General features: G+C 33.9%; 16 protein-coding genes and 1 pseudogene. 3 read left to right on the forward strand and 14 right to left on the reverse strand.

The window, feature by feature from the left end; genetic code table 11:
- Positions 1-417 precede the first annotated feature (417 nt).
- Entirely contained in the window at positions 418-1,518 is a 1,101-nt protein-coding gene (locus P5P89_RS19745; protein WP_278009858.1) for a hypothetical protein, read from the forward strand.
- Positions 1,519-1,598: 80 nt separating this feature from the next.
- Here the strand turns inward: P5P89_RS19745 and P5P89_RS19750 are convergent.
- A pseudogene (locus P5P89_RS19750) lies at positions 1,599-1,712 on the reverse strand (DDE-type integrase/transposase/recombinase); the annotation flags it as partial.
- 125 nt (positions 1,713-1,837) lie between these two features.
- Positions 1,838-3,061, reverse strand: a complete 1,224-nt coding sequence (locus tag P5P89_RS19755) for a putative phage abortive infection protein (RefSeq protein WP_278009859.1) — start codon at positions 3,059-3,061, stop codon at positions 1,838-1,840.
- 770 nt (positions 3,062-3,831) lie between these two features.
- Between P5P89_RS19755 and P5P89_RS19760 the strand changes: the two genes are divergently transcribed.
- Positions 3,832-4,005, forward strand: coding sequence for a hypothetical protein (locus P5P89_RS19760; protein ID WP_278009860.1), 174 nt, complete (start codon positions 3,832-3,834; stop codon positions 4,003-4,005).
- 243 nt (positions 4,006-4,248) lie between these two features.
- Here P5P89_RS19760 and P5P89_RS19765 read toward each other — a convergent pair whose 3' ends face one another.
- The 11 genes from P5P89_RS19765 to P5P89_RS19815 form a co-directional block, all read right to left on the reverse strand.
- Positions 4,249-5,154, reverse strand: a complete 906-nt coding sequence (locus P5P89_RS19765; RefSeq protein ID WP_278009861.1) for a carbohydrate kinase family protein — start codon at positions 5,152-5,154, stop codon at positions 4,249-4,251.
- A 23-nt stretch (positions 5,155-5,177) separates the two neighbouring features.
- Entirely contained in the window at positions 5,178-6,734 is a 1,557-nt protein-coding gene (locus P5P89_RS19770) for a glycoside hydrolase family 32 protein (RefSeq protein WP_278009862.1), read from the reverse strand.
- 20 nt (positions 6,735-6,754) lie between these two features.
- The gene (locus P5P89_RS19775) at positions 6,755-8,152 is read right to left on the reverse strand and encodes a DUF4960 domain-containing protein (RefSeq protein WP_278009863.1); all 1,398 of its coding nucleotides are present in this window, start codon (positions 8,150-8,152) and stop codon (positions 6,755-6,757) included.
- 19 nt (positions 8,153-8,171) lie between these two features.
- Complete coding sequence (locus P5P89_RS19780) at positions 8,172-9,863, reverse strand: RagB/SusD family nutrient uptake outer membrane protein (RefSeq protein WP_278009864.1); 1,692 nt, start codon at positions 9,861-9,863, stop codon at positions 8,172-8,174.
- 98 nt (positions 9,864-9,961) lie between these two features.
- Entirely contained in the window at positions 9,962-13,066 is a 3,105-nt protein-coding gene (locus P5P89_RS19785) for a SusC/RagA family TonB-linked outer membrane protein (protein ID WP_278009865.1), read from the reverse strand.
- Between the two features lie 18 nt (positions 13,067-13,084).
- Entirely contained in the window at positions 13,085-13,915 is an 831-nt protein-coding gene (locus P5P89_RS19790; RefSeq protein ID WP_278009866.1) for a glycoside hydrolase family 32 protein, read from the reverse strand.
- Complete coding sequence (locus P5P89_RS19795; protein ID WP_278009867.1) at positions 13,819-14,691, reverse strand: glycoside hydrolase family 32 protein; 873 nt, start codon at positions 14,689-14,691, stop codon at positions 13,819-13,821. Before P5P89_RS19795 ends, P5P89_RS19790 begins: the two co-directional genes overlap by 97 nt.
- Positions 14,654-16,012 carry a sugar porter family MFS transporter gene (locus tag P5P89_RS19800; RefSeq protein WP_278009868.1) on the reverse strand — a complete coding sequence of 453 codons (1,359 nt, stop codon included), beginning with the start codon at positions 16,010-16,012 and terminating at the stop codon, positions 14,654-14,656. Before P5P89_RS19800 ends, P5P89_RS19795 begins: the two co-directional genes overlap by 38 nt.
- Positions 16,013-16,241: 229 nt before the next feature.
- Positions 16,242-17,525: a hybrid sensor histidine kinase/response regulator transcription factor gene (locus tag P5P89_RS19805; RefSeq protein ID WP_278009869.1), complete on the reverse strand. Its 1,284-nt coding sequence runs from the start codon at positions 17,523-17,525 to the stop codon at positions 16,242-16,244.
- Positions 17,526-17,586: 61 nt separating this feature from the next.
- Positions 17,587-18,981 (reverse strand): substrate-binding domain-containing protein, encoded by a 1,395-nt coding sequence (locus tag P5P89_RS19810; protein ID WP_278009870.1) that lies wholly within the window; start codon positions 18,979-18,981, stop codon positions 17,587-17,589.
- Between the two features lie 995 nt (positions 18,982-19,976).
- Complete coding sequence (locus tag P5P89_RS19815) at positions 19,977-20,366, reverse strand: winged helix-turn-helix transcriptional regulator (RefSeq protein ID WP_278009871.1); 390 nt, start codon at positions 20,364-20,366, stop codon at positions 19,977-19,979.
- 242 nt (positions 20,367-20,608) lie between these two features.
- Between P5P89_RS19815 and P5P89_RS19820 the strand changes: the two genes are divergently transcribed.
- Positions 20,609-20,956, forward strand: coding sequence for a nuclear transport factor 2 family protein (locus P5P89_RS19820; RefSeq protein ID WP_278009872.1), 348 nt, complete (start codon positions 20,609-20,611; stop codon positions 20,954-20,956).
- A gap of 485 nt (positions 20,957-21,441) precedes the next feature.
- Here P5P89_RS19820 and P5P89_RS19825 read toward each other — a convergent pair whose 3' ends face one another.
- Positions 21,442-22,257, reverse strand: a complete 816-nt coding sequence (locus P5P89_RS19825) for a rhamnogalacturonan acetylesterase (RefSeq protein WP_278009873.1) — start codon at positions 22,255-22,257, stop codon at positions 21,442-21,444.

Below are 22,257 nucleotides of genomic sequence, written 5' to 3' on the forward strand. Positions count from 1 at the left end.
GTTTATCCATTAATATTTTTTTCAATATTACCTCGGTTTTTTTTTACAAAATTTTTAAAAGGACTTTTTTGATTTATTCCAATATCAAGGAAAAATAAAAACATAGCAAAGAAGAGTACTTTAAATTATCTGCGAAAAACATCATGCTATATATTCTTTTGTGAAATTGTATACAAACCATCCACAATTTATCACAAAAGCAATATCATGAATTCAAATTCTATTAATGATATTACAAAAACAAACAACACGTATTTATACCTATTTAGGTTGCTTTTTTTTTATATATTTTTGAAATGTATTACACTGTATTTTAAACAAATACAACATAGAAACAATTATCATTACAATTATACCTAAGTTTAAATTTCATTAAGAGAATTATAAATAAGAAGTGAAAAATTTTATCTCAATAATATGAAAAAACATATTTTACTTGTTATCCTCCTGATTTTTTCGTCATCTGTGAAAACAATTGCCAATAATATGACTACTATCGATCCTTTTGAAGGTTTCAAGATTATGTCACTTCCCCGAGAAAACGTTCCTATTGGTGCTTTATGGAACCTTTCTTTAGGTCCAATAGGTACAGGAGTTGGTCCCGAATTTCTTCAGAATTCAAAATCATTTAGTAGTTTTAATCAAATTACCGATAAAAATTTTTCTGATTCAATCAATTTGGGTTTGCAAAATTATATGACATTAAATGGTCGATATAGTGCTAATAATAAAAGTCAGTTCAAAGTTGAAGATGTAAGTATTGTCACTTTAAATTCAACTGATGTCCTTAAGAATTCTATTGGACAATATATTGTTTACGAAGCAATCAAAATATCTAAAATCAGTGTCATCATTGAAAAAAATAAAGACTTAGAAATTAAAGCTAGTCTATTAAAACTTTTTAAAAACTTAGATATCACGAATGAAACTGAAGTAAAAAACGAAAAGAAACTTGAAATGACAGGAGTTGATCTATATATTGCTTATAGAATTGTTAAAGTTGAGAAGGCAAAAAGTTATAAAGAAAAATTAAAATTTACAAGTGAAGGTTATTCAGGCAATGGATTTGTCAAATTATCAAGTTCATATAGTTCTGAAACGGATAATGTTGTAGTTCAAATGTGTCCTTGCTCTATACAAAAGTGTATGGGCATGGCGTCACAAAATAATAATGATAACAATTATGGTCAGCTTCTATCAAAATGTGCTGTTGAAAAAGGATACGACTTTACTGTTATTTTTAAAAACCGAATCAACGTAAAAACCGGTACACCTGAAGAATTTAAATTCAAAGTGTTTTCAGGAGCTGAGATTAGAAATATTAATATGCCATTATACTCAATTTCAACTTCAGAAGGTTTAGAAGTTTCCTATTTAAATTTAGACAATATCATTTTCGCACCAATTTCTGGAACATTAATTTACATGCTGATAGATAGAAATTATAGGAAAGCAAATATATTTACAACCAAAGTTAAATTTACTAACTTTGTGCCAGATTCGGCCGCGGGATGGTAAATATTATTAATTTAAGTATTCTGTCACATCTACCACATCAATTCGAAAGAAATTAGAAATGACTGATTACTCTTTCTCTATCTTCTTTTGGTCAAAAGAAAATCGACTGTTCTACCAGATTTATCCACAATCCTATATAAATAACACCAAATACCTTTAACTTTTATATAGGTTTCATCCATTCTCCAGCTCACTCCCTCTCTGTTCTTTATCTTTTTTACCTGAAATTCGATTATTAGGCATTCATTTAATATTTTTTTTGAGCCTCTAAAGAAAATATGTCACGTACAGATGCGACAAAACCTTCAGGAATGCAAATCTAAATTTCTTTTATTCGGATTTTAATCTCAGCCCATTCGAACATTGGTTTTCCATAAAAACTATATATATCAAATACATCTAGGGGGGCTTTATAAAAATCTACAGCAATTAGAGGCATACTCCTTAGCATGCAGTATCTTTCTATATAGTTTTCTTTTTGATTGCCATTGAGAGGCTTCAGCCAAGGCTGGCCCATAACAGAAACTGCATTATAAAATAAAAGAATCTGCTCATGGGCCGTAAGCTGCGAACGTAAACTTGAAACATACTTGTACTTTTCCTCTTGTTTTATGAGCTTATAATGCTGTTCATCAACAAACTTCACAATTTGAAAAAGATGCCTAAAATAATGCCCCAGCCTTCTTAAATGCCCCGTTCCCAAGCTGTAGTGTTTCTTCCAGACAAGCTCCCCTAACTTTGTCTTAAAAATTATTGTTTTTTCGTTTTTATTGGACTCAATCTGTTCTTTAAGCACTTTGTGAGCCTTCTCTACAAAATCCTCATGTTTTTTAACTACCAGATCTTTTACCATTGGGGTAGATTTTTCTCCCGCACCAAAGAAAAAGGTAAGATACGCAATATTGTAAAGCGCATCATCACTTAAAGTTTCATGTGGATTCGATGAATTTATATCTGAAAAAAGTTTATAAAAAAGTTTCAGTTCATCAAGCATATGGATAAATACTTTCCTTCCTCTTATTCCATTCACCTCGATACTGTTTACATTATCCCTGTGAATTGTCATCATTGTATGAAAACGCGATTCAAAAAGATTGATGCGGCTTCGAATATCTTGCAACATAATGTTATGCTGCTGGCGTTCCTGTCCATCATAAAATTGCTTCTGCCTGTCTAGAAATTCTTTATCCTGATGTTCCTTCTCTTCATTTCTCCTTTCCTCTTCCTTTAATCTTTGCGTTCTTTCATCTCGTAATAATATTCCAAACTGCCTTCTCTGTTCAATATTTGCGTCATATTGCGCCCAGAAAGCCAGAAAAGTCAATCCCACACCGATCAACCCAACAATCGGCCCTAAAATACCTCCCAGAGCATCTCCAATCTCATTAGCATCAGTTACCTCTAGTCCAATTATAGACCATTCGGTTATAATTTTCGGCACAAAACCAATAAAGAGGACTGCCAATAGTAAAACAATGACACCCCAGCGTAGTATTTTTTTTGCGGCTACATATTTAGCCTCAGGTTCATTTTCAAAATCCATTGGGTTAAGTTAGTTGGTTCAATTTCGAAACTTAAACAAATTAGCAACAACATAAAATCTGGAATTCCAGCCGATGCGCTAATATATTATTTAATTATAATGGATAAATATAATACTTACTTCTTCTTATTTTTCAAATCTGTTTAAAAATTTCAGCAGAAAATACATACCTCTCCAAATTTTGATTGTAATAATCTCTACATTATTATATAACTTTAACAAAAAAATGAAAGTGATTACTTTTGTGCTACAAAACATAAATCTCATAAAGTAATTCATAGAGCCAAATAAAGACAATCCTGCCTTAACTTAAAACATTATTTTAAAATCCTCCATAAAATTTGTAAATTTATATATTCGTTTAATGCCATGAATCAATTGAGTTTCTATAATTTTTACATCAATCCCCAACAGGACATCTAAACCAAAATTACATAGCCAATGGAAGACAGACACTACATATAGAAAGCCAATTTCTTCAAATCATCCAAAAATGATGTTGTAATTTGTCCTGTCCCTGTCACTCTTAAAAAAACGTTAAAACATGAGTTTTAGCGTTTTTTTATGCTTTTTCACATAATTTAACCCACTTTAACTTATAAATGTGAATGGTTTGTAAATCCAATTAAGTTAACTCAGCAGTATACAAACTATTTTTAAAACACTGTAAATATTGGTATTACAAAAAATCATTACCTTCATCTTAACATTAATTTAAGTTTATGGAAATTGAAGAAATCGCCAATGCACGTCCGGGAGCAGGATGATCAGTGGCTTGGGACATAGGCGGAGCCATGGAGGCTTTTGTAAGAGCTATGACTGTTGAATTGGCGTCTGGTTATCGATGGTGGGATTATCCATACAAAATCAGTTTACCTTCTTTCTTATTGGCTTATATTACTTTCCCAAAATCCAGTGTATATCCTGCATGTATTTGCTTCTAAATTTTATAATATTATGATAAAAGCCTAATATCTAAAAGATATCAGGCTTTACTTCAAAAAACAAATACTTAAATTAAGTAATTAAAACTTAAACAAAATTCGAAACTTACAGTATTTAATAAAATTCGGATTTTAAAAAATCATAAACCCCTCATAAGCGATATTAAACTTATTATTGTTAACAACACTAACTTCAAGAATTTTGGTTTAGACAACTCATATTCCATTTAAATTTCATAAAAGTTAAATTTTAATTTTTAACATCATTTTTTCAATTCTGGAAAACGAAATTTCAGGATTAGCTCCAGGAGATTCAGCCACTAATGCACCAACTGCACAAGCAAAATCAATTGAATACTGAGGGGCTTTTCCACTTAATAATGAAGCTATCAAAGCCGCCAGAAATGAATCTCCGGCACCTACGGTGTCAGCAACTTCAACAGGATATCCCCCATTTTCATAAATTCGGCCTTCCCACATTAGCAAAGCTCCGTGTTTACCTCTTGTTACACACATTCCCGTTACTTTGCTTCTTTCAGCTATCAAATTCATATTGTCTTCCAGACTTGTAAATGTCGAAGCCATAGCTGCAGTAATTTCTAATAATTCCTCATCATTAAACTTTATAAAATCCGCTGACTGCATGAGGCGATCCAGCATTTCATACGAATAATGTGGTTTTCTTAAATTCACATCAAAAACCTTGTAGACTTTTTTTTGAAGCATTTCTTCAAGTGCCAGTCTTGAAACGTTATCTCGGCAAACTAAACTGCCATAAATTAAAACATCGGCATTAGCAACTGAATTCCTCGCCAAATCATTCAATTCAATTTTATCCCATGCAGACGGGTAACTGATTTCATAACTTGCCGATCCGCGCTCGTTTAAGGTTACGTTGACCAAACCAGTTGGAAAATCTTCAGAAACTACAATTGTATCCGTTTCAAGTCCCAGTTGTTTCACTTGCTCTTTTATTGCTCTCCCGTCTTCATCATTGCCTACACAGCTTATCATAGCTACTTCGCAACCCAGCGTTTTCATTCGCAAGGCTACATTCAATGGTGCTCCGCCAATCTTTTTTTCATTGGCAAAAACATCCCAAAGTACCTCTCCGTATGCCACCGCCTTAAGGTTTTTTCCGTTATTCATTCTAAAATATTTTATTATTGTTCTTATTCAGGCTGGGTTATCTGAAGATTTGAGATTGTGCTCGTTTGTCCTTCAGCAATTAAACCCCATTTGTTTTTGTCTCTTCCGTAAATGCGATTTGTGAGCGCTGCTTTTCCGTTTATGCAAACTACGACAACACTTCCTTCAGTAATTATTTCAACGTCATATTTTACATTCGTCTGAAATGCAAATGGTAAACGGGTTACTTCCTGCGAAGCCGAATTATAACCGCTTATTTTACTATTAGCAATATCCAAAACCACTTTATAATAACTTCCTTTATCATTGGTATGAAAAACAAATCCAGTTGTTCCACTAGCTTTCGCTAAAGTAACTTCGGCTTTTATTTTGACTTTCTTTCCAAAACTTTTAAAAGTAACCATTGCTTTTTCTGTTTCTCCGGATAAAGAATAGGTTCCGTTATTGGCTGTTGCGTTGGCTGAAATCGCATCTACTTCTGCAGTAGCACTCTTTTTCGAAAATAAATCCTTAACCGACTTCGGCGACTGAGTTCCTAAAGTTCCATCTGAATTCTGAGTTAATTCATGAATGACCATATTCCCCGCCCAATCTTTATTTCCTAAATCATTCTCAGGCGTTTTTCTGGCATTCCATCCAAAAACATATCTTTTATTTCCGTCAGAAGCCGTTTTTCCTGCGTAAAAGTATTCTCCATCAATTCTGTCATTTTCCGGTTTTGTCCATGGACCAGTTATTGATGATGAAATTCTGTAATGCGTTCCTTTATTGCCACTCCAATTCTCAGAAAAAATTAAATACCAATTGCTTCCCATTTTGAAAATATCCGCACATTCCATCATCAGATAATTATCTTCAGGCGTTGTGGTATAAATTGGAGCTTGAACATCCCATTTTCCTGATGCAGGATCAGCGCTTGTAAAATGTAACAAAACGGCTTTTCTTCCAGGTTCTGTTTGTGTACTTACTAACATGGAATATTTTTTCAATTCATCATTATAAAACACATGCGGATCTCTGAAATCATAGTTGTAGTAGCCCGCCGGAGCTGTAATTTTAAAAGACGGAACTTTTGTCCAGTTTTTCAAATCACTGCTGGCTGCACATAACACACTTTCTCTTGCATTCGATTGTACAAAAGCCGGAGTTTCATTGTGCCCTGTGTAATAGAAATAATAAAGATTGCCCACTTTGACAACTGATCCTGTGCCAATAGCAAAATCAGGTTCAAGCGTTGTACCATATGGAATGGTTTGACCTTCATAAGTAAAATGTGCCAAATCTGTACTTTGATATTCATGAATATCATGAAATCCTTTTCCAGCAGGTTTATTTTGCGCATCGTGCAGAAAGTAAATATGGAATTTTCCGTTGTCGAAAAAAGGCATAATATCTCCGGTATAACCCGCACTGTAATATGGGTCGTTTGCGCCCATCCATTGCGCGGGCGGAACAGGAAAAACACTAGTTATTTCAGAATTTCCTCCTGAAATCGAACCTCCAATATACGTTTCATCCTGACTGCACGAAACCAGCGAAAAGAAAACGAAGGCGATTGTTATTATATTTCTATATTTCATTTTATTAAATTCAAAGTGATTTATTTTGCCGCTAAATAATTGATACTATTTTGTGTTAGCAGTTTTATGTTTGCAATAAACTCATTGGCCTGACTTGGCACACCGCTGCTATTGGTTTCATTGTACCAATCATAAGCTCCCATAGAAATAACAATTACATTTTTATTTGTACTCGTGTTCGGGAATTCTGCAATTGTTACTCTTCCGTTCAGTTCATTATCCCAGGCTTCACTTGCCAGATTGGTTCCTCCTGTCTGGTTTCTCCAACCTTCCCCATTATTGTATCCGCCCCATTCTGGTAAAAACCACCACGCTGTATGATTTAATCTGAAAGTTCCGCTTTGTAATAAATTGGCTTTTCCAGCTTCAAAAGTGGTTAAACCCTGAAAGATTGGATGACCTTCATGACCAACGAATGACATTCCCCACGAATTATCATCAACAAATCCGTTTGGAGGGAAATCACCAAAAACATTATTCGGTCCTTTTCCTGATGGAACAATCCCTAATGCATCAACATATTGCGAAGCAAAAGAAGTCAAAAGCAGGTTTCCTCCATTTGTTCTGAAATTTTTCAATGCATTTGTAACCGCAGGATTATAAGCTACAGAAGGTAAATTTGTAGCCGAATCAAAGTGCCACCAAATCACATCGATATCACTTAAATCGGCACCGTTTTGTATACTTTCGAAAGAAATATATTTAGCTCCCGGGAAATTATCAAATAACCAGTTTGATGCTGTAACTTCATCCATATTTGTGATTCCTGATCTTGTAGCCGCAGTTCCTAAAAACGCCACAGTTAATCCTGTTACCGGAACTCCGACATTTGCTGTATAATTAACGCTTTTTCCGTTTGATGTTATTACAAAAGTAACTGCATTTGTAAAATCAACTGTTGCTCCTGAAGCCGGTGAAATCGTAACACCAGCAGTTGTTTCAATTACTGGTTTTAGTGCTGTCAAATCTGTATTTTCAGGAAGCGTCATATTAATGGTTTTACTAATGTCGTTTACAGTCGCCGCAACACCGTTAATCGTAAAACTCTTAATCGGACTTAAAACGGTTGTGGTTACCGTATAATCTTTATATAAATTGCCATTAACCACTCTGAATTTTACCGGATTTGTAAAATTCATCGCCGAATTTAATTCCGGATTTGATGTTGCCCCTTCTACAAAAACAACTTCTGGTTTTATAGCTGTTATGTCAGATCCGTAAGGCATTACAACAGTAATTTTTCCTGTTGTCTGATCAATGCTTCCTGAAACTCCGTTTAGTTTGAAGGAAAGTACATTTGAAGGCGAACTCAAATCAAATCCGCCAGTTTCAAAATTATTTTCGCAGGCAGTAATCATAAAAATCATTGCCAATATTATAGATACTTTGGTCCAATATTTATTTAAAGCTTTTTTCATATTGCTGAATCTTTAAGGATTAATAACCTGGATTTTGTTTGTACAATCCCTGACTGAAATTAATTTGTTTCAACGGAATTGGGCAATATTCTTCTTTATGCGCATCAAAAAAAGCATCCTGATAATACGTACGTTTTGTTTTTTCTTTTGCATAAAAGTCATTCATAACCTGATCTGTAATTCCCCAGCGAACAAGGTCAAAAAATCGGCTTCCTTCCATAGCCAATTCTAAACGACGTTCCCAACGCAAAGCTTTGCGGGCAAAATCCTGTGTCCAGTTGCAATTGCCTCCATCTACATAGGTATTGATTTTGAAGTTTTTCACGTAAGGCAGTCTTCCTGTACTTTGTGCTGCCCTTTCTCTGATTTGATTAATTAACGGCAAAGCTTCAGATTGTCTTCCTAATTCAATCAAAGCTTCCGCACGCATCAAAATCACATCAGCATAACGAATCTGAATTCTGTTTTTTGAATTTCCGTAAAACGGATCAATATTTACAACACAACTGCAATTTGGGGCAACATTTTCCTTTAAAGAAGCAAAATAGCCATAGGTTCCCGGTGATCTTACCCAAGCTTCAACATACAGAAATTCAGGGTCATATTTATAAGGCAGACCTGGCATCGCAACTGTATGATACAATCTCGGATCAACAGTATTGGCATCTATATTTTTATAATCAAAATCTTCGTTATTGTAAGTATCAAATTCAGGCAGACCGTTTGCACCGGTTTTAAAAGCATTCACTAAATTCTGACTTGGCTTATGAAAATCACAACAGCCTAAACCTTGTGGCGTTGAAAGAACGTCTGAGAAATTCAATCTTCCGTAAAGCGTTCCGTCATTATCAGAGAACTGAATTGAGAAAATAGATTCCGGTCCATTCTCGTAAGTTCCCGGCAGGAAGTTGTTTGCAAAATCAGGTTCTAAAGAAGCTTTTCCGATTACATTATCTGTTGCCGCAATTACTTCCTGCAGATGCTGCTGGTTTATACCTGTAACTTTGAATGTTTCATCCTGTGTGTACGCCTGGTACAATCTTGTTTTTGCCAAATAAGCATAAGCTGCTTTTTTAGTGGCACGCCCCACCTGTGGCTGTGTATCTGGCAAATTATCGGCTGCAGCCTGAAAATCTTCAGCAATTTTATTCCAAAGTTCTTCATTTGAAAGTGCTTTGTTTGAAATCGTTTTATAATCTTCTACCGGAACATCTTCGGTAATATAAGGTACATTTCTGAACATGATTTTAAGCATAAAATAAAAATGTCCCCTTAAAAAACGCATTTCAGCCATTCTTGTTTTTTTCAACGGATAATCTGCTTCTGAGAGCTGCTCTAAGGTTTTCAACGCTTTATTGGTTCTTGAAACACCTACATAACTTATGTACCAGAAATTATCCAGTTCTCCAAAATCCGGACGAATGTTATTTGAAACTTCAAAAAAGTGAAAATCCTGAATGTCATTTGTACCGCTTCCGCCTTTATAAGCATCATCAGAACGAACATTTCCAAACGGCCATAAACTGTACGGAGAATCGTAATGATCATTTCCTAACTGTGCATAAGCTGCATTCATAAATCCTTCAACCGACTGCGGTGTAACAATATCTTCTTCTGACAACACACCACGCGGATCATTTTCTAAAAAATCGGAACAGGAAGTGAAGAAACCCATCACTGCAAATCCTGCTATATATAGTATTTTTTTCATATTAATATAATATTTGTCTTTTATTGGGATATGGAATCACCATTCTTTCTTATCATTTTCCATTTTGAATCATGGCGATTTCATTTTTAAATCTTTTATTATAAAGTAAAATTAAGACCAGCCGTAAAAGTTGTTGGCTGTGGATATCCAAAACCTGCATTTTCAGGATCAACTCCTGTGAAGCTTTTAGCATCAATAATCAACAAATTCTGTCCGCTGATGTAAAGTCTAAAACTTTCCATATTCAATTTCTTCACTAATTCTTTAGGAAAACTATATCCAAACTGCAAAACTCTAAGTTTAAGATAATTTCCATTTTCTACGTAATAAGTTGAAAATCTTGACTCTGCATTTCTGTCAACTGTTGTCAGGGCTGGAATTGTAGAATTTGGATTGTCTAAAGACCATGCATTCAGCAAACGAGTTCCTTTGTTTGATCCCACATCATCTACGCTCCAGAAATCAGTCTGATATTTGGTGTTATTGATAACATCCACATCACTTGCACCTTCCCAGAAAGTGGTAAAATCAAAGTTTTTATAAGACAAGTTTAAATTAATTCCATACAACAATCCCGGATTTGGATTTCCGATCCATGTGCGGTCTTTATCTGTAATTGTTCCGTCACCATTTAAGTCTTTGTAACGAATTCTTCCAAGGCCTTTTCCTTCCTGAATTGCCGAGTTATCCACCTGATCCTGACTTGTAAACAATCCGTCAGTAACATAACCGTACATCGAATTTATTGGACGTCCTAAAATATTATCATCCAATCCGTCGCCTCCGTAGTTGTTTTTTACTTCATCCGGTAATTGTGTAATCTTATTTTTGTTTGCCGAAATGTTTCCGGAAATATCATATTTCAATCCAAATGAAGTTTCATCATGATAGCCTAAAGAAAACTCCCAACCTTTGTTTTCCATAGAAGCACCGTTTACCCAACGGTTTCCTCCTTCGCCAATAACTCCTAAATAAGGTGGTAATACCAAAATATCATCTGTTTTCTTGATATAATAATCTATAGAGCCGCTCAATTTTTGTTTGAATAAACCAAAGTCCAAACCAATGTTGGTCTGCGTCGTAGTTTCCCATTTCAAATCATCATTTCCGGATTGCGTTGCAATAAAACCAGACGGAAGCAATCCGTTTCCGTTTCCTGCAATATCGTAAGCTGTTCCAAAAGAAGTTGCCCAAGTTGGGCTTCCGCCTGCGTAACTTGCCAGATAAAGCGAATAAACTGCTGTATTACTTATTTCCTGATTACCGGTTTGTCCCCAGCCTGCTCTTAATTTTAAGTCAGAAAAAACAGGGGCGTTGTTTTTAATGAAATTTTCGTTGCTGATTCTCCATCCTGCAGAAACTGCCGGAAATGTCCCGAATTGATTGTTTTTTCCAAAACGAGAAGAACCATCACGACGAATTGTAGCCGAAACCAAATAACGATTATCAAACTCGTAATCTGCTTTTCCAAAATAAGAAAGCAAAGAATATACAGTAGAAGTTCCGCTGGTAAAAGATTCTCCTGTTCCTGCATCCGGATACATATAATCCGGCGTTTCGATCAAAAAGTCATTTTTACGTAATGTATTTGTATCGTAAGTGTCCTTGTACATCTCCGTTCCCGCCATCAAATTCAGATTGCTTTTTCCAAAGTTTAAGCTATAAATTGCTGTATTCGTCCAAGTCCATTTGTCGCTTATTGACTGATCGATTGTAACAGAAGTCTGATCGTTTTGCAAATAACCTGATTTATAGCTTCTTTGTAACGTGCGTTTTTTGTAAAAACCATAATCCATTCCGAAACTGGTTTTGATATGCAGATTTTTAATGATTTCCAAATCCGCGTAAGCGTTACCAAAAAGACGCAAATAATCGTAATTATTGTCTTTATTATATTCTAAGAGACGAACTGGATTTTGTCTGTCGTTCATTCCTCCAACCGGTCCTCCCCAACCTATTCCGTCTACAGTGTGCACCGGAATAATTGGTAAAGCTCTAAGAGCAGGATCTAAAACGCCCGGATCTGTTACTTCGTTCGTACGGTTTAAACTGAAGTTTTCTCCGATAACTAATTTGCCATCAAAATATTTATAAGAACTGTTCATTCTCGCAGAAATTCTTTCGAAATCTGTTGTTTTTACAACACCTTCATTTCCATAATAACCTAACGAGAAAACATAATTTCCTTTATCAGAAGCATTCGATACAGACAAATCATAAGAATTGGCAACTCCAGTTTGAGAAATTGCGTCATACCAATCTGTATTTGAAGCCTTAAGGGTTTGCTGTGTATCTAAATATTCCGGAACCAAAACTTTATTCAACTGTGGTTTATTGTTATTTACCGACCAGTCAAACTGATAGCGTAAATTATTATTATTCGGATTTAAACCGTCGTTGATATTGGCCTGCCAAAGTGCCTGCCCAAACTGGTTTGCATTTAGTACATCTAACTTTCTTGAATAATCAGAAAAGGAAGCATAGGTACTGAAATTGATTCTCATTTTACCTTCTTTTCCTTTTTTGGTTGTAATGATAATCACACCGTTTGAAGCTCGGGAACCGTAAATACTTGCCGAAGAAGCATCTTTCAAAACCTGAATGGTTTCAATATCATTAGGGTTTAATTCATGCATTCCGGATTTTGTCGGCATTCCGTCAATTACATAAAGCGGATCTGTATTGTTCAGCGTCCCCACGCCACGAATCACCACTTTTGTATTTCCTCCACTTGGCGAACCATCCGACGATACTTTTACTCCGGCAATTCTTCCCTGCAAAGCTTTGATCGGGTTTGGCTCTGGCTGTTTCATGACTTCCTTCATGTTTACAACGGCAACTGCGCCTGTGATATCTGTTTTCTTTTGTTTAGAGTATCCTGTTACGACAACTTCATTTAGCTGGTTGTTATCTACTTTTAAAGTTACATTGATCATTTTTTGACCTTTAACAGGAATAGATTGTGGAGCATATCCTATAAAGGAAACTACAAGAATAGCATCTGAATTTATATTCCCGAACGAAAAATTGCCATCAAAATCTGTTGCTGTACTGATATTTGTACCCGAAATGAGTACGGTTGCTCCTGGAAGCGGCATTCCGTCATCTGCCGAAATTACCATTCCCTTTACTCCATTTTCCTGAGCCGTCATCATTAGCACCGGAAAGAAGAAAAATAGAAAATAAATAATTTTACTTTTCATAAGGTTAGTGGTTTTTAGTTAGTTTATATTTAATTGGTTAATTACGAAGTTGTTTAATTCAATTTCATCTTTTGAAGAAACTGATAAAGATGTAAATGGATGGTTTGTGAAAAAGATTTCGGTTATAACTTTTTCGCCATTGTTGTAAAATATTTCAATAGAGGTTTTATCTAAAATAATTTTAAAAACACCTTCTTTTTGATTGCCGTTTAAAGCTGCTTTTGTGATCGTTGCTGCAAACTTTTCAGAAAAATCATTTTTTCCAGACTTCGAACGATCTACAAATAAATAATGATCTGAATTATTGATTCCGAAAGTCAATGACTCGCCTTTATCATTTGAAAGAGTAAAAGTGTAGGTATCTTGTTTTAAATTTTTAAGCTTAAAATCAATAATTGCCTTAGTTAAATCAATTTTCCCCGCTTCCGAAATCGAAAGATTACCTTTTCCTTTTAAATTTTTCTTTTTAATAGATTTAGAAACATATTTATTGATTTCGTTTACCGGATTGCTGACCAAAATATAATCATTACCATTTTTGATTAACTGAATTTCACGAGTAATTGTCGTGGCGCTTCTCCACGCATTAGTAGGAACATCTTGTGCATAGTCCCAATTAGACATCCAACCAATAAACAATCGTCGTCCGTCAGCATTTGGAACATTATTCCAAGTTACACCAGCATAATTGTCTTTCCCATAATCTATCCAAACAGCCTTTTCCTGTTCTACTCTTTTGGCAAAATTTGGGTCTAATGTAAAAGTAGTTCCATCAAAATCTCCAATAAAATATTGTGTTCCAGAACCACCATTTGCCCCCCAGGATTTAAGCTCTGAATTAAAACCCATTTGGTTTCATTTGTCCATTGTACTTTTATTTGAAAAAAATCCGGACATTCCCAAACACCTCCATGTGCCCCAATATTTTTCCCGAAATCAGATAGACATTCCCAGCTTTTTAAGTCTTTGGATTTATAAAATTGAGAACGATCCTGTGCTGCTAAAACCATAATCCATTGCTTATGCGTTTCATCCCAAGTTACTTTTGGGTCACGAAAATCTCGAATTCCTGGGTTTTTTATGACAGGATTTCCTTCCTCAAATTTCTGCCATGTAAAACCATTGTCATTCGAAAAAGCAATGTCCTGCTGCTCGACATCAATTTTATTTTCTTTTTCTTTTGTCATATCATGCAAAGTATAGACCGCTACAATTGGAGCAGTTTTTCCAATACCTAAACCTGAAGTATTATGTGTATCGACAACGGCACTTCCTGAGAAAATATATTTATCCTTATCTGGGTAAATCGCGATAGGCAACTCTTCCCATTTAATCAGATCTTTACTAACGGCATGCCCCCAATGCATCGGTCCCCATTTATTTCCATCAGGAAAGTGCTGATAGAATAAATGATATTTTCCATCTGCATAGAACATTCCGTTAGGATCGTTCATCCATCCTTTTTTTGGTGTAAAATGAAAATTAGGACGGTACATTTGTTCCTCATCAAAAGTTGATATTGAAACAGCAGTTGTTTGCGCCACAGCCAAATATGGCGTAAATCCCCCTACTGAAAGGAGTATCGTACTATAAAATGCCAGCGGTAGATGTTTCTTTGATTTCATTTTTGTGGTTATTTTTTTTAGTTAGCGTTTCACTCAATACTTCTAAAGAGATTCCTTTGGTTTCAGGCATCATAAAAATTACAAACAATAATTGCAACACCATCATCAATGTAAAAATTAAGAATACTACTTCCGGGCCAATTTCTGAAAATAGCATCGGTATTAAAGATGGGATAATTGCTGCCAAAACCCAATGTACTGAACTTCCAAATGCCTGTCCAGAAGCACGAATATGATTTGGAAAAATTTCTGAGATGAAAACCCAGATTACAGCACCTTGGCCAATGGCATGCGAAGCAATAAATAAGAAAAGGAAAATAGGTACAGATAAGCCTCCCCAATTGTAATAAAACGAAGCAGAGACCAATCCTAAAGAAATAATATATCCTATAGAACCAATGTACATTAACAACTTTCTTCCTAATTTGTCAATTAATGCTACTCCGATTAAAGTGAATATAAGATTCGTAATTCCGATTCCGATACTACTTAATAAAGCGGTGTTTTGTCCTAAACCTGCTTCTTCAAAAATTCTGGGTGCATAATATAAAAAAGCATTGATTCCCGAAAACTGATTAAAAAAAGCAATTAAAAAAGCCAGGATTAAAGGAAAACGGTATTTTTTCATGAAGATATTTTCATGTCTAGTACTACCATTTTCTCTTGAATCATCCATGATATCTTTAAGATCTGCAGAAGGATCAATTTTAAACAACACCTTACGTGCTTCTTCATCACGATTTTTAGACAATAGCCATCTTGGGCTTTCCGGAATTGTAAGTATAAAAAGAATGTAAATAAAAGAAGGAATAGCCTGCACTCCTATCATCCAGCGCCAGGCATTTTCTCCAATATCTTTTAAAAAGTAGTTGGAGATAAATGCAATTAAAATTCCAAGTACAATATTAAACTGATACAGCGCTACTAAACGTCCGCGTTTGTCAGCCGGAGCAATTTCGGAAACATAGGCCGGCGCTGCAATAGTTGAAGCCCCAACACCCAAGCCTCCAATAAATCTGAAAGCAGCAAATACAAATGGATCATTTGCAAAAGCAGCACCAATAGCAGAAAGAAAGTATAAAATTCCTATCCAGAACAGTGTTTTTTTACGGCCTATTATATTGGTTGGAATTCCTCCAAAAATAGCCCCTACAACCGTACCCCACAGTGCCATTGCCATAACAACAGATCCGTGAAAAGCATCAGATGAATGCCAAAGAAGCTGTAATTGTTTATCAGCTCCAGAAATAACTACGGTATCAAAACCGAATAGAAAACCTGCCAGTGCAGCAGTAACAGACCAAATCAATATCTTGTTCATTGTAGATGTATTAAAAACTTATTGCTAAGATATCCGCAAAAAAAACAAGTTATTTTTAATGATGTTACAATTTAATTCTATAAATACTGACAGTTTGATATTTTACAAACAAAACCTTTATTTACAAGGCTTTACGCAATTTATTTTTTTTTACGAAAACCGTGTAGTTTCGATTTTGTTACATTAAGTTCAAAATTGATACGTGTTTTGTATCAATTTTGAACTGCTATTAATTGGATGATTTGTATTCCTTTGGTGAAATTCCAAATTTATTCTTAAAAGCTGTAGAAAAATAGTTTGGAGATGAGAATCCAAGTGAATATGCAATTTCAGAAATATTCATGTTATTTAACTTTAAAAGCTCTGCCGCTTTCTCCAATTTTACATTATTTATATGGTCGCTGATATTAATTCCTATAATTGCTTTTACTTTTCGATACAACTGAACTCTTGAAACTCCAAGTTTATCAGCTAAATCTTCTACCGAGAATTTAGGATTTTCGACATTTTTCTTAATAATATCATTCATTTTCGTAATAAAGGATTGTTCCTGATTGCCAAATTTCGACTCAGGTTCAACACGATAAATATTATTAGTATAGTAATAACGAAGTTTCTCTCTGTTGAAAAGCAGGCTTGATATAGATTGTTTTAAAATAGAGAGACTAAAAGGCTTCGTTAGATACTGATCTACTCCACTTTGCAATCCTTTTAAAACAGATTCTTTGTTGCTCTGCGCTGTTAAAATAATAATGGGAATATGTGACGAACGTAAATCTTTTTTCAATTCTTTACTGATTTCGTAACCGTCTTTGTCTACCAGATTAATGTCGCAAATGATAATATCAGGAATAATTTCTATTGCTTTTTCAATAGCGTCGCTTCCGTCAGAAGTATAAATGACATATTCATTCGATAATTTAGCCTTTAAAAAGGCAACCAAATCTATATTGTCTTCTAGAACCAAAAGGGTATGTTTTTCTGATTCAGAAATTACATTTGTCTCATTCAACTCAGATTCTATATCAAGATTATCTGTAATTAAATTTGTTGTTATAGTTAGTTTTTCAGCTTTATTTATAATTTCAGAAGGCTGTAAATGGCTTACTCCTTTCAATAAAGTAATTACAAATTCGCTTCCCTGTTTTGATTTCAATTCAATCGTTCCCTGATGCAAAAGCACAAATTCTTTTGAGAGATGAAGCCCAATTCCTGAACTATTCTTATTATTATTTGAAGCCCTGAAAAACGGATTAAAAACATTTGAAAGCTCATCGTCGGGAATTCCAATTCCAGAATCTTTGAAATGGATCTTTACTGTATTATCTTGATTTTCTATAATCGAAATATTAATTTTACCATTGTCCGGCGTAAATTTAAAGGCATTTGACAATAAATTGAAATACACCTTATCTATGAGCTCCCTATCAATAAATAATTCTAGATTTTTGTTTTTACAAATAAGTTGAAAATCGATATTTCTACGGGCAGCTTCACCTTTAAAATTAATCATCACTTCATTGGTAAAATCATAGATTTTAGTACTTGAAGCTCTTAAAGTAAATTTTTGTTCTTCAATTTTTTCTAAAATCCAGCAATTGATTTATTAATCTGAGCAGCCGATTTGAGTTTTTATGGATTAGTTTTACTTCATCGATAAGAGCAGTGCCTTTAATTTTTTCATTTTCAATCAACGACTCTACATAACTCATAATCAGGGTTATTGGGGTTTTGAATTCATGCGAAAGTCCTGTAAAGAAATTCAATTTTACTTCATTGCTTCTCTCCGCTATTTTAGCCATTTCCTGAATTTCATTATTCTGATCAATTACGGTTTGATTAATTCTTTCAAGCTGTTTTTTCTTTCTTGAAATAGAAATTGTCGAATAAATACTGTAAATCGTCAAACTCAAAATGATGACTAAGAAAAAACTTAGCAATCGAACCAGATTATTCTGCGAAGCATATTCTCTTTCCTGAACTTTTATCGCTCCCTGCTGTGACTCAATAACTGTTTGCTGCTGATCGACTTTATCCATTTGATTTTCGATAATTTCAGCATTATTCTTGTCTATTACAATTGTGTTGAGAATATTATTTTTTGCAATCGCTTCTTTATTGTACATTTTTAAGGCCAATTTCAACGCTTCATTTCCTCCTGTCGGATATAGAATTGTACCATCTAAAACTCCGCTCTTCACCAATTCTATCCCCCCATTTACTGTATTGAGTCCGTCAACACCAATAAATTTGATTTTCTTTTCTAATCCAACAGTTTTGGCAGTTTCCCAGGCGCTTAAAGCCATACGGTCATTATGTGCGAAAATATATTCGATGTCAGGATTTTGCAAAAGAATAGTTTTTAAAGACTCTTTAACAGATTCTCCTTCCCAATTGCCATGAATAATATTATTGACTCTGAAACGCTTATTTTCATTGATAATCTGTTCAAAACCAAGACTTCGCTCGTATGCTGGTGAAGAACCGTTTGCTCCAGTTATTTCTATAATCTTACCAGACCCTTTACTGTGCGAAATAATATATCGGGCAGCAATTCTCCCAATTTCAATATTATCAGCTCCGAGGTAAGCAGTATAGCTTTCCCCTTCAATTTTTCGATCTACAACAAGAACAGGAATTCCAGCCTTTATTGATTTTTCTACAACTGCAGTCAATGGTTTAGATTGAATTGGAGATACAATAATAACATCAACTTTGTTAGATATAAATCCTTCAATATCTTCTATTTGTTTCTCGATATTGTTATTAGCGTCTTTTATAGTTAAATCAACCCCAGACCGTAATGAGGCTTCAATCTTCATTGAGCTGTTCATTTGTTTACGCCAATCATCTGTAGTCATAGCCTGAGAAAACCCAACTTTTATTTTATTACTCAGTTTTTGTTTGCAGGAAATTAAAGTTAATGATGCTATAAAAAGCAGCAAAATATATTTTACAGTTTGATACATGAAATTATAAGTTTATGTAAATGAAAGTGAGTTTCGAAAATACCTCCTTAAACCAGTAACTTGCCAAAATAATTAGGAAGGATTATTTTGTTATGACAAGTAAGAAGTGCGTTTGTAACTGTAAAGATAAAATTAAACTTTTAAGTTTTAATAATGAAAGCTCATAATTTTCTCATTATTATAATCGACAAATTTTCTTAGCCAACATTTCAGTAAAGCTCAATGCAAAATATTGGTAAAAGAGGTTAAAAAAACAACAAATGCAAGAAATAACGCGGGTTCCAGGCTTAAGGTTCGAATACTGCTCTCCTCATCCCTAATAAATGCATACATAATTACCTACTAATTAGATTAAAGCGGTTTAAAAAGTTTAATATCCCGACCAAATTTTGATTTGAATAATCTCAAAATTATTATATAATTTTACTAAAAACTAACGCAGTACCAAATTTTATTTTCAGGAATTTTATAAAAAGCTATTACGTCTTAATAAATTTAAATACACATATGTTTTTAACATTTTTTAACGTTTGACCCTTACGATACATACAAACCACTCTTGAATAAAAATTCAAAATAATTAACTTATAAATTCACTTGAAAGTAAGCCAATTTCTTTAAATCATTCATAAAATGGTTTGTAAATTGTTCAGTAAGGTCACTAAAAGAGACAACTACATAGTAGTTGTCTCTTTTTTTATACACAAACATATAGATTTTTCAAGCCTTCACAGCATAATATTTGTGGTTCAATTTTTTCACAAGAAATTCTTAGTCTGTTTGAAATAAATAGTCTTAAAGTAGTGCTATTAGAGATTTAATCGAAGCTGAACGATGGTTCGAAATCCCGTTAAGGATATAGGATTTTTTCTCTTTTGATTTATCGTGATTTTTTGATATTAAATATTGTTGTTCAACTGAGATTAAAAAATGATTTATTTCTCTATTCTCGTTCTCTAATTTCTATTAACGAGTTCCATCTATTTTGTATAAGTTTAGAGTAGGATCTTAACTTCTTTCCTTTTTATTTTTTCACGATGCTGCATTCCCCATTTTGTCATAGCGCTAACCACTTCTTCTAAAGTATTGCTGTATGGCAAAAGTTGATATTCTATAGTTACAGGGTATCCAACATCGACTTTTTTAATGATAAAACCATTCATCTCAAGTTCTTTGAGCTCATTCGAAAGAACTCTTGCAGAAATTCCTGTCACCTGTCTCTGAATTTCCATAAATCGATTATTACCTCTAGCTATAGCAATAATTATCATAAGTTTCCACTTTCCTCCTATTGCATAAAGCGCATCACTTACTGCTAGCAATACTTTATGGCATTCATCTGTAAATTCCTTATTTACTTCTGTATTTTCATTTTGATTTTTCATTTACAAACATTTTGATTAGCCACTAACCTTTAGGTAACAACTAATAAATTGTTAGCGAATATACAATAATTTTGACATAGATAAAAAGCAGTATTAACCTGAAACCGCGGCAGAATAGTATTGCAGTCAACATTTAAATATACAAAATTATGACACTAGAATTTTTAGAAAAAAAAAGAAAAACTTAGAAAGCTAATTGATGATTACGCTGTTTTAGGAGATGATAAAAAATTACTGAACAAATGGAATTATTTACACCTAACATAACCTATAAAGCCTTTATGGGTGGGATAGTTGTCTCTGAAGTTTCAGGAAAAACTAACATGGAGAAGGAATTTATTGGTCATGCATCGCTGGTAAAAACCTACTTCACCCTTAATGGACAGCATGAAGTACAAATTGACAATGATTTTGCCTCTGGTGTATCATTCGCTCAAATAAAAATGATAAGAGAAATTGATGGAAAAAATGTATTGACAGACTACAGCGTTAGATATGATGATAAATACATACTCCAAAACGACAAATGGCTTATAAATTATCGTGAAGGTCATTTCGTTATTATTGAGGAAAGGCTATTAACTTCGTAATACGTAATTGAGGCTTGCATAAATTGCAAGCCTCAATTTTTCTTAAAAACTAGAGATTAATTTAAGTTTTCCATAAACACACGTAATAGATTTGAATTTATTATTTTTTTCTTATGGAAAAAGAAATAAACCAATTTCTAACTACGATGGAAAAACAATCAGGTAATTCATAGAGCCAAAAAAAGACAATCCTTACTTAAAGTATAAAAATCTTTTCAAACCCTTTATAATATTTGTAGAATTGTATATTGGTTTACAGTCATGAACAAATTGATTTTTTATATTTTTTCCCCTAAATCCCCAACAGGACATCTAAACCAAAATTATAAAGCCAATGGAAGACAGACTCTACATGTAGTAAGCCAATTTCTTCAAATCATCCAAGAAAGATGTTGAAATTTGTCCTGTCCCCGTCACTCTACGGTATAAAAGATAAAAATCCATCTTTTGTCCCTTTTTTTATCTCGTATATATGCAGCTATTTATTATTTTTTCAAACTAGAATTTAATTCTTTCATCCCTTCAAAAACAAGTCTGGCTACTTCTTTTCCTCCTTTGGTTTGAAAATGAGTATTATCTTTTTGACCTTCCGGATAGGCTTCATATTTTCCAGCAGGTAAATTCATAAAATAATTTTCAGACACAAAATCCTTTCCTTTTTTGGTAAAAAATTCTCTTGAAGCTTTGTTCAAATCTATTAAAGCTACTTTCATCTCAGCCGCAACATCTTTAGGTGCTTTGTCATATTCTCCGTGAACATCATTTAAAACATTATCTTTCCAAGGAAAATTTCTGGCTACAGGCGTCAGGATAATTGGATAAGCTCCTTTTTCCCTTGCCTGCGATACAAACAGTCTCAAAAATTCTTTGTAGCCTTCAACATCTACATATCTTTCTGTTTTATCTGCTGCTCCGTCATTATGTCCAAACTGCATCATAACAATGTCTCCTTTTTTAAGATTTTCATATACAGATCTCCAACGCCCCTCCTGAAAAAAGGTTCTGGTACTTCTTCCTCCTCTTGCTCTGTCATCAACATGAACACTATCTGTTTTTATCAAATTCTTTATTTGCTTCAAACTGTCTTTGGCAAAAAATGGCTGAAAAACCTGCCCCCAACCCGTAACCGGATATCGTGTTTTCATATAGTCTTTCCCCGGTTCATAATTATTGGCATAATCAGCCATAGTGGAATCTCCAATTAAATAAACCGTTGTTATATTGGATTTTTTTGTTGTGAAAGCCATGACCATAACACTTGCTGCTATGCAAAAAATTGAGGCTGCAAATTTTGATTTCAT

The sequence above is a fragment of the Flavobacterium gyeonganense genome (assembly GCF_029625295.1).
GTDB lineage: Bacteria > Bacteroidota > Bacteroidia > Flavobacteriales > Flavobacteriaceae > Flavobacterium > Flavobacterium gyeonganense.